Here is a 13,436-nt window from a genome sequence, read left to right as displayed (position 1 = left end):
TGGGCTGTCTCCGTGGTTCCGGGATGGTCCCGTCGTTGGATCGTTGGTGGAAAAGGAAGGGGAACGCAGCGGATGATTCCCGCCCTGCCCGCGGCCGTCCAATACCCGAATCGCATACAACTATCCGCGTGCCCGGCACGCGCCAGGAGACGCATGGGCCCCGGCAACCGACCGCTGGATCTGGAGTGGCTGGAGGATTTCCTCGCCCTCGCCGAGAGCGGCAATTTCTCGCGCGCGGCCGAGGCCCGCGCCATCGCGCAGCCCGCGTTCAGCCGCCACATCCGTGCGCTGGAGGACTGGGTGGGCGCCGAGCTGTTCGACCGCAGCGCGCACCCGGCCGCGCTCACCGCCGCGGGCCAGCGCTTCCAGCCGCTGCTGGAGGACGTGCTCGCCCGGCTGGAGGCGGCTCGGATCAAGGCGCGCGCGGCGCAGGAACAATCGGCCGCGAGCCTGCGCTTCGCGGCCACGCACGTGCTCTCGCTCACGTTCTTCCCGCGCTGGCTGGGCGGGCTGGAGGCGCAGCTGCGCCTGGGGCCGATCCAGACCAGCTCCGACAGCTACCGTGCCTGCGAGGACCTGGCGCTGCAGCGGCGCGTGCAGTTCGTGCTGTGCCACGGGCACGCGGCCGTGCCGGGGCGGCTCGACGAGGCGGGCTACCCGGTGGTGCGGCTCGCGGAAGACGTGCTGCGCCCCGTCTCCGCGCCGCGTGCGGATGGCACGCCGCTGCACGCGATACCGTCGGCGGACGCAGCGGCGGATGCGCTGGCCGGCGCGTCGGAGCGTGAAGCCTCCCCGCTGCCCGTGCTGGCGTACAGCGATGCGTCCGGGCTGGGGCGCATCATGCGCGCGCTGCGCCGCGGCGTGTTCGAGAGCGGCACGGTGCCCGGCCTGCCCGGCGAGGTGGCGGTGGTGTTCACGGCCCACCATGCGGCGCTGCTCAAGACGCTGGCGCTGGACGGGCGCGGCGTGGCCTGGCTGCCGCAGAGCCTGGTCGCGGACGAGCTGCGCGCCGGCACCCTGGTGCCCGCGGGGCCGGCCGATTGGGACGTGCCGGTGGAGATCCGGCTCTATCGCCAGCGCACGGACATGTCGGACGCGGCGGAGGCGTTCTGGCGCCTCGCGTCCGCGGGCTGAGCCCCGGGCTGCGGCTTCGATAATCCGGGGATGGAAAAAAGGAACCGCGCCACGCTCATCGGCCTCCTCGCCATCGCCCTGTGGGCTTCGATCGTGGGACTGATCCGCGGCGTGGCCGAGGGGCTCGGGGCCACGGGCGGCGCGGCGGCGATCTACACCGCGGCCTCGGTGCTGCTGTGGGCCACGGTCGGCTTCACGCCGCTGCGCGCGTTCCCGCGCCGGTACCTCGCCTGGGGCAGCGTGCTGTTCGTGAGCTACGAGCTGTGCCTGTCGCTTTCCATCGGCTATGCGAATACGCGGCAGCAGGCGATCGAGGTGGGCATGGTGAACTACCTGTGGCCCACGTTCACGATGGTGGCGTCGATCCTGTTCAACGGCCAGCGCGCGGGCTGGCTGGTGGTGCCAGGGCTGGCGGTGTCGCTGGCGGGCATTTGCATGGTGCTGGGCGGCGGCAACGGCGTGAGCGCGGCCGGCATGCTCGGCAACATCCAGGGCAACCCGCTGAGCTACGGGCTGGCGTTCGCCGGGGCGCTGATCTGGGCGGCCTACTGCACCGTCACGGCGCGCATCGCGCGGGGCACGAACGGGATCACGCTGTTCTTCCTGCTGACCGCGATGGTGCTGTGGACGAAATACCTCGCGGGCGGCGCGCCGGCGATGCACTGGAGCCTGCCCACGGTGGTGCACCTCGCGCTGGCCGCTGCGGCGATGGGTTTCGGCTACGCGGCGTGGAACGTGGGCATCCTGCACGGCAACGTGACGCTGCTGGCGGGGGCGTCGTACTTCACGCCGGTGCTGTCGGCGGCGCTGGCGGCCGTGCTGCTGCGGGTGCCTCTCCCGGCCGCTTTCTGGGCAGGGGCCGGCATGGTGTGCGGCGGCGCGGTGCTGTGCTGGCTCGCGACGCGCGGGCGCGCGAAGGTGCCTGCGCACGCCGAGGCGTGCTGACGGCGCCCGCTCTCAGTCGATGGTGAGGTGCGCGCTCTTCACCACCTGCGCCATGCGCGCGGCCTCGCTGCGGAAGAAGGCCGCGGCCTGGTCCGGCGGCGTGAGCTTGATCTCGTAGCCCTGGGCGATGAGCGCATTGCGCGCTTCGGGCATCTCCATCGCCGCCTTGAAGCCGGCGTAGAGGCGCGCGAGTTCGGCCTTCGGGATGCCGGCAGGCGCCACGGGCGCGATCCAGCCGTCCAGCTCGAAGCCCGGCAGGCCCTGCTCCGCGATCGTGGGCACGCCCGGCAGCGTGGGCACGCGCGCCGCGGTGGTCACGCCCAGCGCCCGCAGCGCGCCGGACTGGATGTGCGGTGCGGCGGGCGCGGCGGCCACCACGGCGAGCTGCACCTGTCCGCCCAGCACGTCGTTCATGAGCGGGCCCATGCCCTTGTAGGGGACGTGCTGTATGTCCAGCTTCGCCTGGTCGGCGAACATCGCGGCGCCCAGGTGCAGGATGGTGCCGTTGCCGGAAGATCCGTAGTTGAGCACGCCCGGCTTCGCCTTCGCATAGGCGATCAGCTCGCGCACGTTCGCGGCCGGCACCGCGGGGTTCGCCACCAGCACGAACGGCGTGGCGCCCAGGATGGTGATGGGAGCGATGTCGGCGAGCGAATCGAACGGGATGTTCTTGTAGACGCTGGGGTTCACCACGTGGTTGTTGGAGACCACGCCGATGACGGAGCCGTCCTTCGGCGCGCGCACGATCTGCGCGGTGCCGGTGATGCCGCCCGCGCCGGGCAGGTTCTCGATCATCACGGGCTGGCCGAGCGCCTTCGCCAAGCTGGTGCTGACCGCGCGGATGGCGCCGTCGGCCCCCGAGCCGGCGGACAGCGGCAGGATGATGCGCAGCGGCCTGTCCGGGGGGGACTGGGCGCGGGCGGGCCGCAGGCCGTTCCCGGCGGTGGCGAAGGCCGCGGCGCCGAGGGTGAGGACGGCGCGGCGGGTCAGGGCCGTGGCGGAGCCCGCGGCGGGACCAGCGTGCGCTGTGGGCGCACCGGCATCGGCATCAGAGCGGTGGCGGTGGGGAGCCGCCAGGGTGGGTGGCAGGATCGGCATGCGCATGTCTCCATCGTTGTGGGTGGGCCGCGCGGACTGGCGCCGCGCTCATGTCAAAGGCCCGGGGAAGCGGTCGGCCGTCAGGCCACGGCACGGGCCTCGCGCAGCGCGTCGATGGTGCCGGGCGCGTAGCCCAGGCCTTCGAGCAGTTCGCGCGTGTGCTCGCCGAGCCGGGGCGGATCGGTGCGCACGGGCAGGCGCTCGCCGCCCATGCGCAGCGGCATGAGGGTGACGCGCGCGCGCTCGCCGGCCCGGTCGCCGTCGGGCAGCGTGACCTCGGCCAGGCCGCCGGTGGCGTTCAGGTGCGGATCGTCGAAGAGCTGCTCGGGCCGCAGGATGGGCGCGAACGGCAGGCCGTGGCGCTCGAAGACCGCGGCGAGTTCTTCCGCCGCGTGCTGCGCGAGGCGGCGCCGCAGTTCGGGCAGCAGCGTGGCGCGGGCCCGCACGCGGTCGTTGTTGAGGGCGAGCGCGGCATCGGCCAGCAGGTCCGCATAGCCCATGGCGGTGCAGAAGGTGCGCCACTGCGCGTCGCTCACCGCGGCGAGGAAGATCTGGCCGCCGTCCTTCACGCTGAACACGTCGTACACGGCCCAGGAGGAGATGCGGTCCGGCATGGGCGCCGCGGGCTGGCCGGTCACGGCGTACTGCATCATGTGCTGGCCCACCAGGAAGACGTTGTTCTCGAACAGCGCGGAATCCACCTCCTGGCCGCGGCCGGTCTGCGCGCGCTGCATCAGCGCCGCCATCGCGCCGATCGCGCCGAACATGCCGCCCATGATGTCGTTCACGCTGGTGCCGGCGCGCAGCGGGTCGCCGGGGCGGCCCGTCATGTAGGCGAGGCCGCCCATCATCTGCACCACCTCGTCGAGCGCGGTGCGGTGCTCGTAGGGCCCGGGCAGGAAGCCCGTGTGGTTGACGTACACCAGCCCTTCGTTGAGGCGCGAGAGCGCCGCGTAATCCAGGCCGTATTTCGCCATCACGCCGGGCTTGAAGTTCTGCGCCACCACGTCGGCCGACGAGGCGAGGCGGATCGCCACCTCCAGCCCCTCGGCGCTGCGCAGGTCGATCGCGATGCTCTTCTTGTTGCGGTTGAACATCGGGAAGAAGCCCGCGCCCGCGCCCAGCAGATGGCGCGTGCGGTCGCCCTCCACCGGTTCCACCTTGATGACCTCGGCGCCCAGGTCCGCCAGCACCATGCCGCAGGTCGGGCCCATGACCATGTGGGTGAACTCCACCACGCGCAGGCCCGCCAGTGGCAGGGTGCGTTCCGGGGAAGGGTTTGCGGGAGTGGCGGAAGAAGTCATGGGATTGCGCGAGGACGAAGAGGGAACGAAGAACGGGAGGCGGTGCAGTGCGCTCACGCGAAGACGGGTTCCGCAAGGGCCTCGGACCACGCCACCAGGCCACCCTTGGGCAGGCCCGCGCGCCAGAGTGTCCCATGCAGGGTCTCGCCGGCGAGCCAGCCGCTCACGCGCTCGCGCAACGCCAGCAGGCCGGGCAGGTCGAGGCCGGTGCCGACGCCCATGCGCTCCAGCATGAAGGCGAGGTCTTCGGTGGCGACGTTGCCGCTGGCCCCCGGCGCATGCGGGCAGCCGCCGATGCCGGCCAGGCTTGCGTCGAACCGCGCCACGCCGGTCTGCCAGGCCGCATAGGCGTTCGCCAGGCCCATGCCGCGCGTGTCGTGGAAGTGCGCGCAGGCCAGGCGGTCGCCCACCAGGGCCCGGGCCCGGCCGAAGAGGCGCAGCACCGATTGCGGATCCGCATAGCCCACGGTGTCGGCCAGGCTCACGCGGTCGGCACCGGCATCGAGCAGTGCCTGCATCAGCCGCAGCACCTCGCTCTCCGCCACGTCGCCCTGCAGCGTGCAGCCGAAGGCCGTTCCCACGCCGCCCTCGATCAGCGTGCGGCTGCCGGACGCGTCGCGTGCGGCACGGATGCGCGCCACCTCCGCCACGACCTCGTCGGGCGTCTTGCGCAGGTTGGCGAGGCTGTGCGCATGGCTCGCCGAGAGCGGCACCACCATCAGGTGCGCGCCGCATTCGAGCGCGCGTTCGGCGCCCTTCAGGTTGGGCACCAGCACCGAGGCCACCAGCCCGGGCAGCGTGCGCGCGAACGCCAGCACCTCGGCGGTGTCCGCCAGCTGCGGCAGCAGGCGTGCGGGCACGAAGGAGCCGACCTCAATCTCGCGCTGCCCGGCCGCGTGCGCGGCAGCGATCCAGGCCGTCTTGTGGTGCGTGGGCACGGTGGCCGCGATGCTCTGCAGGCCGTCGCGCAGACCGACTTCGCGCACCTCGGCGCGAGGGCGGACTGCCGGGCGGCCGGATGCGGCGCCAGCGGGAATGCCTGGCAGGCCCGCAGATGCTCCAGGGCCGGACGGAAGGGCGGTGGACGGCGCGGACGGCGCGACGGCGGAAGGATCGGTGGCGGGCATGGAATCTCCCGGACGGGCCGGGCCTGCGTGCGAACAAGGGACGCAGCCATTCTAGAAATTCCCGCACACTCCGTGATCTCAATTTGAGAAGGCCAGAATTTCCCGAATGGAACATCTCTACCCTGCCCCATGCGCTCCCTCGATCTGCTGACCTTGCGGCTCTTCGTGGCCGTCTGCGAGCAGCGCAACATCGCACGCGCGGCCGAGCGCGAATCGATCGTGGGCTCGGCCGTCAGCAAGCGGCTGGCGCAGTTGGAAGACACGGTGGGCACGCAATTGCTGGTACGCAAGCGCCACGGCGTGGCCCCCACCCCGGCCGGCGAGACGCTGCTGGAGCATGCGCGCGAGATGCTCGCCACCGCAGGCCGCATCGAGCGGGACATGGCCGGTTTCGCCACGGGCGTGCGCGGCCACGTGCGCATGCTGGTCACCACGTCGGTCATGGCCGAATCGCTGGCCGACGACGTGGCGGCCTTTCTGCAGGAGCCCGCGCACCGCGACATCCAGGTGAGCATGGAAGAGCGCGTGAGCCCGGAGGTGGTGCGCGGCGTGCGCGAGGGCAGCGCCTCGCTGGGCATCTGCTGGGACGCGGCGGACCTGCAGGGCCTGCACACGCGCGCCTACCGCAGCGACCACCTCGCCATCGCGGCCCATCCCTCGCACCCCGTGGCGGCGCTGGAGAGCGTGCGTTTCGCCGACGTGCTGGGGTACGAATTCGTCAGCATGCCGGCGTTGAGCGCGGTGCAGGTGCTGCTGGCGCGCGCCGCCGCGCTGGAGGGGCGCACGCTGCTGCACCGGGTGTTCGTCTCCAACTTCGACGCGGCGCTGCGCGTGGTGCGCGCCAACCTGGCGATCAGCGTGGTGCCGCGCGAGGTGGCCGGACCGTTCGCCGCCGTGAGCGGGGTGCGCGTGGTACCGCTGGCTGACCCGTGGGCCCGCCGCCGTTTCGCGATCTGCGCCCGCGCGGGCGACGGCCCGCCCGCCGCCGCGGCGCTGCTGGCCGACTACCTCGCCCGCCGCGGCAGAGGCCCGGAGGCGGGGATGCAACCAGGCGGTAACACCTGAGTTTTTTGCAGGGCGCGCCTGCCAGGCAAGCATCTTGAGCTATTAAACTTGTAGCAACCCGATTTCCACGCTATATTTTCACGGTGCCCGGGTGCCCGTCCGTTCCGGGCCATCGCACCGTCCCCGCGCCAAGGAGAACCCGCCATGAGTTCCAAGGAAAACGCCGCCATCAACCAGCTGTTCGAAAAGCTCGAATGCCGTTATGCGCTGCGCGTGCTCTGGGCCCTGCGCGACGGCCATCCGCAGACGTTCCGGCTGCTGCAGGACAGCGTCGGCGGCATCACCCCCAACACCCTCAACACCCGCATCAAGGAACTGCGCGAGGCCGGCCTGCTGGACCACGGCAGCGACGGCTACACGGTCACGCCCTCGGGCGTGGACCTGCTCAAGCGCCTGAGCGACGTGCAGGCCTTCGCCACCCGCTGGGTCGCAGCGCGCGGTGCCCGCGCAGCGGCGGCGGCCGCGGCCGCCAAGTCGCCGGACTGACGCGCCCCGCGGTCCTTCCTTTTTGCGGTTTTTCTTTCCCCTCCCTTTCTTTCCTGGCGCACCGCCACCCACCCCCAAGGAGTTTCGCGAATGGCTTTCACCACCACCCCGTCCGGCCTGCAATACGAAGACACCACCGTCGGCGAAGGCGCCGAGGCCACCGCCGGCCAGCCCGTGCGCGTGCACTACACCGGCTGGCTCTACAACGACGGCCAGCAGGGCGCGAAGTTCGACTCCAGCCGCGACCGCAACGACCCGTTCGAATTCCACCTGGGCGCCGGCATGGTGATCAAGGGCTGGGACGAAGGCGTGCAGGGCATGAAGATCGGCGGCCAGCGCACGCTCATCATCCCCGCGGCCCTGGGCTACGGCGCGCGCGGCGCCGGCGGCGTGATCCCCCCGAACGCCACGCTGAAGTTCGACGTGGAACTGCTCGGCGTCGGCCGCTGAGCGCCCGTCCTTCCCTGTCCGGCGCGCTGCAGCAGCGCGCCGCTCAACCGAACAGCGCCTCCTGCAGGCGCTTGTATTTCTCCTCCCCCACCAGATCGCGGATCCTCGGCGCGAGCGCGGCCAGTTCCTCCACGCTGCGCGCGCCCTCCACCGCCAGGTTCAGGCGGAAGCCCCGCAGGCCGGCGCTGGAAGTGAGCTGCGTGGCCACGAGGTAGGCATTCTGGTAGCGGTCCGCCAGCGTGGCGGACGGGGACGGCGGTGCGGATGCGCCGCTGGCGCCCGGGGCCGCAGGGGCCGCCGCCACCGGCTGCGGCAGGGCCCGCCCATCGGGCGATTCCAGCAGGCCCTGGTCGACCATGGCCCGCACGTCGTCCACCGTGATGCCCATCGCCGCCGTGGCGGACAGTACCTGCTCCAGCGTCCGCTGTCCATCGAACAGGATGAACGCGGAACGCTGGCGCGGCGTGAGGCCGCCATGGCGGTCTTTCAGGGCCAGCTGGCCCGCGGGGGTTTTGACGAGAAGCACGTCGTGGACCTCTGGAGGGAAGCCGCAAGCGGCGAAGTCGGCCCAGCGTCGCACGCGCTCGGCCATTTGTGAATCGGGGTTTGTTGCGATGTGTTGCAACCGCCCCTCCCCCGCTCCGATCGGCCGCCCCGCCAGGGTCCAGGCAGAAACGGGGCGTTCAGGCCGGGGCGTGCGGCCGGGCGTGCGCGGAGCGCGTCGCCAGGCTCACCAGCCAGGCCGCCACGAGGCCCGCCGGTACGCCGAACACGCCGGCCGATACCGGATCGATGCCGAACCACAGCCCTCGCGGCAGCAGCCACGCCGGCGCCACGGCCTGCGCCGCGTCGGTGAATGCGGCGAGGTAGTAGAGCGTGGTCCCGAGCCCGCAGAGCATGCCCGCCACCGCGCCCTGCCGCGTCGCGCCCCGCCAGAAGATGCCGAGCACCATCACGGGCACGAAGGCCGATGCGGCGATGGAGAACGATGCGGACACCATCGGCAGGATCTCCGAGCGCTTGAGCGCGGCCACGAAGGCCGCGACCAGCGCCACCGCGAGCAGCGCGAACTTGGTGAGGATCACCCGGTGCTCCGGCGACACCGGCCGGCCGCGGCCGGACCCGCGCAGGTACAGATCGCGCACCAGGGCATTGCTGATGGTGAGCAGCAGGCCGTCCGCGGTGGAAAGCGCCGCCGCCAGGCCGCCCGCTGCCACCAGCCCCGACACCACGTAAGGAAGGCCGCCCAGCTCCGGCGTGGCCAGCATGATGAGGTCCGCGCCCAGCCGGATCTCGCCGAACTGCACGATGCCGTCGCCGTTGACGTCCTGCACCGACAGCAGCGCCGGATCGACGCGCGACCACTGCCCGATCCACGCCGGCAGCGCATCGAAGCGGCTGCCCACGAGGTTCTGCATGACCTCGAACTTCACCAGCACCGCCAGCGCGGGCGCGCTCAGGTAGAGCAGCGCGATGAAGAACAGCGACCAGGCGACCGAGGCGCGCGCCGCCGAGGGCGTGGGCACGGTGTAGTAGCGCGTGAGCAGGTGCGGCAGGCCGGCGGTGCCGACCATCAGGCAGAACATCAGCGCCAGGAAGTTGCGGCGCGACACCTCGTAGGCCTCCTGCTCCGCGGGCGTGCCGGCCGGGTCGCCGCGATAGGCCAAGCCATGCGGCGGCAGGCCACCGAGCGGGCGGGCGCGCTCCTGGCTCTCGCGCATCTCGCGCGTCCAGAGTTCGCGCGCGGCCTCGGCGTCGCGCGGCAGCAGCGCCAGTTCGCGGCTGGCCGCCACCACGCTCGCCACGTCGGCCTGCGCGTCGCGCAGCCGGTGCACGCGCTCGCGCGCCGCCTCGCGTTCGCGCTCCAGCGCCGCGGGCACGTCGCGAAGCCGCTCCTGCAGCTCCTGCGCGCGGCGCGCGTGCGCGGCCACCACCTCGCGCTCGGCCGGCGATGCGAGCAGCTCCGACTCCAGCGCGGCGATCTTGCCGATCTGCCCGCCATAGACCGCCGCGGCGAGCGGGTTGCCCAGCTGCTTGTACGCGAGCCACGAGACGGGGATCAGGAAGGCCAGCAGGATCACCACGTACTGCGCCACCTGGGTCCAGGTGATGGCGCGCATGCCGCCCAGGAAGGAGCACAGCAGCACGCCGCCCAGGCCCAGCATGATGCCGATCTCGAACTGCACGCCCGTGAGCCGCGAGGCGATCAGGCCCACGCCGTAGATCTGCGCCACCACGTAGGTGAACGAGCACAGCACGGCCGCGAGCGCCGCGATCACGCGCGGCCAGCGGCCGCCGAAGCGCACCTGGAAGAACTCGGGAATCGTGTAGAGGTTCATCGCGCGCAGGTGCGGCGCGATCAGCAGCGCGACGAGGCAGAAGCCGCCCGTCCAGCCCAGCAGGTAGGCGAGCCCCCCGGCCTGCCCCGGACCGCCCGAGAAGCCCTGCAGGTAGAGCGCGCCCGAGAGGCTGATGAACGAGGCGGCGCTCATCCAGTCGGCCGCGGCCGCCATGCCGTTGTAGAACGGCGGAATGCGCCGGCCCGCGACGTAGTATTCCTCCGGGTCGGTGGTGCGGCCGTACACGCCGATGGCCGCATAGACCATCACGGAGAGGAAGAGGAAGATCGGCCCGATCCATTGCCGCGAGAGGCCGCGGTGCTCGGCCCAGGCCATGAGCGCGAGGAAGGCCAGCACCCCCAGGGTGTAGAGCGCGAGCAGGCGGTGCAGGCGCCCGTGGCCCGCGGCACCGGAGCCCCCGGACGGCCCTTCAGCCATGGGAGCGCGGCGCCCTGCCCGTGGCCGGGGCTTGCGCCGGTGCCGCGGCGGCGACCGTGCCGCCCGCCGCCTGCATGTCGGCGGCCACGCGCGCATCCGCGCGCTCGAAGCGGTCCATCGCCACGCAGTAGGCCACCACGATGGCGATGAAGGCCAGCACCGCGCCCTGCGACGCGATCCAGTAGCCCAGGGGCCAGTCGCCCAGGCGCCAGGTGAGGTCCCGCACGAAGTAGCAGGCGCCGAACGACACCGCGGCCCAGGCCAGCAGCAGCACCGCCTTCAGCCAGAGGTGGCGCGCATCGTGCAGGTCGGGGGCGAACGGCGCGGCCTCCGTGCCGCCAGCACGGCCATCGCCATCGCCGTCGCCATGGCCAAGGCCGTGCCCCGCGGCCATCGCGGGCCCCATGGGCCCGTGCGGCCCGCCCGCGGCCCGCGGCGGACTGGAGGGCGGCGGCGGCGCGGGCATGGGCTGGCGTGCGCCGTCAGCCGGCGAGCTTCTGCCAGGTGGCGATCACGCTGTCGGGGTTGAGCGAGATCGACGAGATGCCCTGCTTCGCGAGCCACAGCGCGAAGTCCGGGTGGTCGCTGGGGCCCTGGCCGCAGATGCCGACGTACTTGCCCTGTTTCTTGCAGGCCTCGATGGCGCGCGAGAGCAGTGCCTGCACGGCCGGATCGCGCTCGTCGAAGTCCTGGGCCAGCAGCTCCAGGCCGGAGTCGCGGTCCAGGCCCAGCGTGAGCTGGGTCAGGTCGTTGGAGCCCACCGAGAAGCCGTCGAAGAACTGCAGGAACTCGTCGGCCAGCACGGCGTTGGAGGGCACCTCGCACATCATGATGAGCTTGAGCTCGTTCTCGCCGCGCTTCAGGCCGTGCTCGCCGAGCAGCTGCGTCACGCGGTCGGCCTGGCCGAGCGTGCGCACGAAGGGCACCATCACCTGCACGTTGGTCAGGCCCATGTCGTTGCGCACGCGCTTCAAAGCCTCGCACTCCATGGCGAAGGCCTCGCCGAACTCCTTGCTGATGTAGCGCGCCGCGCCGCGGAAGCCCAGCATCGGGTTCTCTTCCTCGGGCTCGTAGCGGCTGCCGCCGATCAGCTTGCGGTACTCGTTGGACTTGAAGTCCGACAGCCGCACGATCACCGGCTTGGGCCAGAAGGCGGCCGCGATGGTGGCGATGCCTTCGGCGACCTTGTCCACGTAGAACGCGCGCGGGCTGGCGTGGCCGCGGGCCACCGATTCGACGGCCTTCTTCAGGTCGGCGTCGATCTGCGGATAGTCCAGGATGGCCTTCGGATGCACGCCGATGTTGTTGTTGATGATGAATTCCAGCCGCGCCAGGCCCACGCCCTCGTTGGGCAGCTGGCAGAAGTCGAAGGCCAGCTGGGGGTTGCCGACGTTCATCATGATCTTGGTGTCGATCTTCGGCATCTCGCCGCGCTGCACCTCGGTCACCTCGGTTTCCAGCAGGCCGTCGTAGATCTTGCCGGTGTCGCCCTCGGCGCAGCTCACCGTCACCAGCGTGCCGTCCTTCAGCAGGCTGGTGGCGTCGCCGCAGCCCACCACGGCGGGAATGCCGAGTTCGCGCGCGATGATGGCCGCGTGGCAGGTGCGCCCGCCGCGGTTGGTGACGATGGCGCTGGCGCGCTTCATCACGGGCTCCCAGTTGGGGTCGGTCATGTCGGTGACGAGCACGTCGCCGGGCTGCACCTTGTCCATCTCGGCGATGTCGCCCACCAGGCGCACCGGGCCCGTGCCGATCTTCTGGCCGATGGCGCGGCCCTCGGCCAGCACCGTGCCCGTGCCCTTGAGCTTGAATTTCAGTTCGGCCTGGCCCTGCTGCTGGCTCTTCACCGTCTCGGGGCGGGCCTGCAGGATGTAGAGCTGGCCGTCGGTGCCGTCCTTGCCCCACTCGATGTCCATCGGGCGGCCGTAGTGCTTCTCGATCAGCAGTGCGTAGCGCGCGAGCTGCTCGACGTCGGCGTCGGTCAGCGAATAGCGGTTGCGCAGTTCCGTGGGCACGTCGGTGGTCTTCACCAGCTTGCCATTGGCCTTTTTCTCCTCGGGCGAGGCGAAGACCATCTGCACCAGCTTGCTGCCCAGGTTGCGGCGGATCACGGCCTGCTTGCCGGCGGCCAGCATCGGCTTGTGCACGTAGAACTCGTCGGGGTTCACGGCGCCCTGCACCACCGTCTCGCCCAGGCCGTAGCTGGAGGTGATGAACACCACCTGGTCGAAGCCGGATTCGGTGTCGATCGTGAACATCACGCCCGCGGCGCCCAGGTCGGAGCGCACCATGCGCTGCACGCCGGCCGACAGGGCCACCACGTCGTGCGCGAAGCCCTTGTGCACGCGGTAGCTGATCGCGCGGTCGTTGTAGAGGGAGGCGAACACCTCCTTCATCTTGTGCAGCACGTCGTCGATGCCCACCACGTTCAGGAAGGTCTCCTGCTGGCCGGCGAAGGAGGCGTCCGGCAGGTCTTCCGCGGTGGCGGAGGAGCGCACGGCGAAGCAGGCCTCGGCGTTGTCGCCGCACAGCGTGGCGAAGGCGCCGCGGATGGCCTGCTCCAGGTCGGCCGGGAAGGGCTGGGCCTCGACCATGGCGCGGATCTCGGCGCCGGCGGCGGCCAGGGCGCGCACGTCCTCGGTGTCGAGGGTCTTCAGGCGGTCGCTGATCTTCTGGGCCAGGCCGTCGTGGGCGAGGAACTGGCGGAAGGCATGGGCGGTGGTCGCGAAGCCGGTGGGCACGCGCACGCCGTCGGGCAGCTGGGAGATCATCTCGCCGAGGGAGGCGTTCTTGCCACCCACCGACTCGACGTCGGTCATTCTCAGGTTCTCAAACGGAACGACCAGGGCGGTCGATTCGAACAGTGCAGACATGGGAAAGCTCCAGAAGTTGAAACCGGGTCTGCGCGCCGCACAAGGCCGCCCGCGCGCGGGGGCGGGCTGGCGGGGGCGCCGTCGTCACGCATGCACGGCGCGCTGTGGCTTGGCTGTTCTGGTTGTAGGCCGGGCGCGTGCATGGTGGAAATGGGAATAATGGGCGCGATTGTAGGG

Annotated in this window: 12 protein-coding genes; 5 read left to right on the top strand and 7 right to left on the bottom strand. The window is 71.5% G+C overall.

From position 1 onward, the window contains the following. The first annotated feature begins 153 nt into the window (after positions 1-153). Positions 154-1,134 (top strand): LysR family transcriptional regulator, encoded by a 981-nt coding sequence (locus Q9R47_RS14535; protein ID WP_311233906.1) that lies wholly within the window; start codon positions 154-156, stop codon positions 1,132-1,134. Positions 1,135-1,164: 30 nt separating this feature from the next. Next, a complete protein-coding gene (gene yddG, locus Q9R47_RS14530; protein WP_311233905.1) occupies positions 1,165-2,079 on the top strand; it encodes an aromatic amino acid DMT transporter YddG in 915 nt (304 codons plus the stop codon). Positions 2,080-2,091: 12 nt separating this feature from the next. Here yddG and Q9R47_RS14525 read toward each other — a convergent pair whose 3' ends face one another. From Q9R47_RS14525 to Q9R47_RS14515, 3 genes are all read right to left on the bottom strand, one after another. Further along, the gene (locus Q9R47_RS14525; protein ID WP_311233904.1) at positions 2,092-3,177 is read right to left on the bottom strand and encodes a tripartite tricarboxylate transporter substrate binding protein; all 1,086 of its coding nucleotides are present in this window, start codon (positions 3,175-3,177) and stop codon (positions 2,092-2,094) included. An 80-nt stretch (positions 3,178-3,257) separates the two neighbouring features. Further along, positions 3,258-4,481 (bottom strand): CaiB/BaiF CoA-transferase family protein, encoded by a 1,224-nt coding sequence (locus tag Q9R47_RS14520; protein WP_311233903.1) that lies wholly within the window; start codon positions 4,479-4,481, stop codon positions 3,258-3,260. 53 nt (positions 4,482-4,534) lie between these two features. Further along, positions 4,535-5,608 (bottom strand): hydroxymethylglutaryl-CoA lyase, encoded by a 1,074-nt coding sequence (locus tag Q9R47_RS14515; protein ID WP_311233902.1) that lies wholly within the window; start codon positions 5,606-5,608, stop codon positions 4,535-4,537. A gap of 129 nt (positions 5,609-5,737) precedes the next feature. Between Q9R47_RS14515 and Q9R47_RS14510 the strand changes: the two genes are divergently transcribed. The 3 genes from Q9R47_RS14510 to Q9R47_RS14500 all read left to right on the top strand — a co-directional run bounded on the left by Q9R47_RS14510 (position 5,738) and on the right by Q9R47_RS14500 (position 7,609). Beyond that, entirely contained in the window at positions 5,738-6,673 is a 936-nt protein-coding gene (locus Q9R47_RS14510; RefSeq protein ID WP_311233901.1) for a LysR family transcriptional regulator, read from the top strand. A 144-nt stretch (positions 6,674-6,817) separates the two neighbouring features. After that, entirely contained in the window at positions 6,818-7,159 is a 342-nt protein-coding gene (locus Q9R47_RS14505; RefSeq protein WP_311233900.1) for a winged helix-turn-helix transcriptional regulator, read from the top strand. A gap of 90 nt (positions 7,160-7,249) precedes the next feature. Next, complete coding sequence (locus Q9R47_RS14500) at positions 7,250-7,609, top strand: FKBP-type peptidyl-prolyl cis-trans isomerase (RefSeq protein WP_311233899.1); 360 nt, start codon at positions 7,250-7,252, stop codon at positions 7,607-7,609. 43 nt (positions 7,610-7,652) lie between these two features. Here Q9R47_RS14500 and Q9R47_RS14495 read toward each other — a convergent pair whose 3' ends face one another. The 4 genes from Q9R47_RS14495 to ppsA all read right to left on the bottom strand — a co-directional run bounded on the left by Q9R47_RS14495 (position 7,653) and on the right by ppsA (position 13,259). Then, positions 7,653-8,135: a hypothetical protein gene (locus Q9R47_RS14495; RefSeq protein ID WP_311233898.1), complete on the bottom strand. Its 483-nt coding sequence runs from the start codon at positions 8,133-8,135 to the stop codon at positions 7,653-7,655. Between the two features lie 157 nt (positions 8,136-8,292). After that, positions 8,293-10,386 (bottom strand): VC_2705 family sodium/solute symporter, encoded by a 2,094-nt coding sequence (locus Q9R47_RS14490; RefSeq protein ID WP_311233897.1) that lies wholly within the window; start codon positions 10,384-10,386, stop codon positions 8,293-8,295. Continuing rightward, entirely contained in the window at positions 10,379-10,852 is a 474-nt protein-coding gene (locus tag Q9R47_RS14485; protein WP_404977149.1) for a DUF4212 domain-containing protein, read from the bottom strand. Before Q9R47_RS14485 ends, Q9R47_RS14490 begins: the two co-directional genes overlap by 8 nt. 16 nt (positions 10,853-10,868) lie before the next feature. Then, entirely contained in the window at positions 10,869-13,259 is a 2,391-nt protein-coding gene (gene ppsA / locus Q9R47_RS14480) for a phosphoenolpyruvate synthase (RefSeq protein WP_311233896.1), read from the bottom strand. Positions 13,260-13,436 lie beyond the last annotated feature (177 nt).

It is taken from the genome of Acidovorax sp. PRC11, from assembly GCF_031844105.1.
Lineage (GTDB): Bacteria > Pseudomonadota > Gammaproteobacteria > Burkholderiales > Burkholderiaceae_C > Paracidovorax.
The sequence above is the reverse complement of the archived record's forward strand: the minus strand, read 5'-3'. Positions and strand labels throughout refer to the sequence as shown.

Bases quoted from the DNA above. Each gene is read 5' to 3' on its own strand.
- Q9R47_RS14500 (WP_311233899.1), top strand. From the start codon at position 7,250: ATGGCTTTCACCACCACCCCGTCCGGCCTGCAATACGAAGACACCACC.
- yddG (WP_311233905.1), top strand. From the start codon at position 1,165: ATGGAAAAAAGGAACCGCGCCACGCTCATCGGCCTCCTCGCCATCGCC.
- Q9R47_RS14515 (WP_311233902.1), bottom strand. From the start codon at position 5,608: ATGCCCGCCACCGATCCTTCCGCCGTCGCGCCGTCCGCGCCGTCCACC.
- Q9R47_RS14485 (WP_404977149.1), bottom strand. From the start codon at position 10,852: ATGCCCGCGCCGCCGCCGCCCTCCAGTCCGCCGCGGGCCGCGGGCGGG.
- Q9R47_RS14505 (WP_311233900.1), top strand. From the start codon at position 6,818: ATGAGTTCCAAGGAAAACGCCGCCATCAACCAGCTGTTCGAAAAGCTC.
- Q9R47_RS14520 (WP_311233903.1), bottom strand. From the start codon at position 4,481: ATGACTTCTTCCGCCACTCCCGCAAACCCTTCCCCGGAACGCACCCTG.
- Q9R47_RS14535 (WP_311233906.1), top strand. From the start codon at position 154: ATGGGCCCCGGCAACCGACCGCTGGATCTGGAGTGGCTGGAGGATTTC.
- Q9R47_RS14510 (WP_311233901.1), top strand. From the start codon at position 5,738: ATGCGCTCCCTCGATCTGCTGACCTTGCGGCTCTTCGTGGCCGTCTGC.
- ppsA (WP_311233896.1), bottom strand. From the start codon at position 13,259: ATGTCTGCACTGTTCGAATCGACCGCCCTGGTCGTTCCGTTTGAGAAC.
- Q9R47_RS14490 (WP_311233897.1), bottom strand. From the start codon at position 10,386: ATGGCTGAAGGGCCGTCCGGGGGCTCCGGTGCCGCGGGCCACGGGCGC.
- Q9R47_RS14525 (WP_311233904.1), bottom strand. From the start codon at position 3,177: ATGCCGATCCTGCCACCCACCCTGGCGGCTCCCCACCGCCACCGCTCT.